Origin of the sequence: Bifidobacterium pullorum subsp. saeculare (genome assembly GCF_016899725.1) — a bacterium.
Lineage (GTDB): Bacteria > Actinomycetota > Actinomycetes > Actinomycetales > Bifidobacteriaceae > Bifidobacterium > Bifidobacterium pullorum_C.
Window position 1 is genome coordinate 1 of the sequence record NZ_JACLYU010000154.1, and the last position, 483, is coordinate 483.

Annotated in this window: 2 protein-coding genes; both read left to right on the forward strand. The window is 56.7% G+C overall.

Going from position 1 to position 483, the window contains the following annotated elements; genetic code table 11:
- The coding region (locus tag H7U32_RS09925; RefSeq protein WP_204469873.1) for a hypothetical protein at positions 1 to 270 on the forward strand (270 nt) is incomplete at its 5' end.
- Between the two features lie 15 nt (positions 271 to 285).
- A partial coding sequence (locus H7U32_RS09930; protein ID WP_204469874.1) for a tripartite tricarboxylate transporter permease occupies positions 286 to 483 on the forward strand: 198 nt, incomplete at its 3' end.

The following is a 483-nucleotide window of genomic DNA, read 5'->3' on the forward strand; positions in this document are numbered from 1 at the left end:
GAGCTGTACAAGCTGGCCACCAAACGGCCCATGAACTGGAAGGTTATCCATCTGCAGACGGAGCTGAAGGCGCTGGTGATCCTGGCGATTCTGGTGGTCTCCTATCTGCTGGCCCGGGTCACCGACCTGTTTGTGGTGGGCGCCCTGGTGTGCTCGCTGGGCTTTTTGGTCTACTTCCGCTGCAGAAAACCCAGCTATTACGCCATTACCCTGACCCTGGCCGTGGCCATCTGGGCGGCCTTCCGGTTTGTACTGAACGTGGATTTTTAAGGAGGAGGTCTTTTCATGCTGCAATACATAGCCCCCGCCACCGGCCTTCTCTTCACGCTGGAAAATATCCTGTGGATTAACATCGGCGTGTTTGTGGGCGCGGTTTTTGCCGCCATTCCCGGCCTGAGCGTTATTTTGTGCGTCATTCTCTTCCTGCCGGTCACCTACACCATGACCGCCATTCCCGGCATGATGTTCCTGCTGGGCATCTAC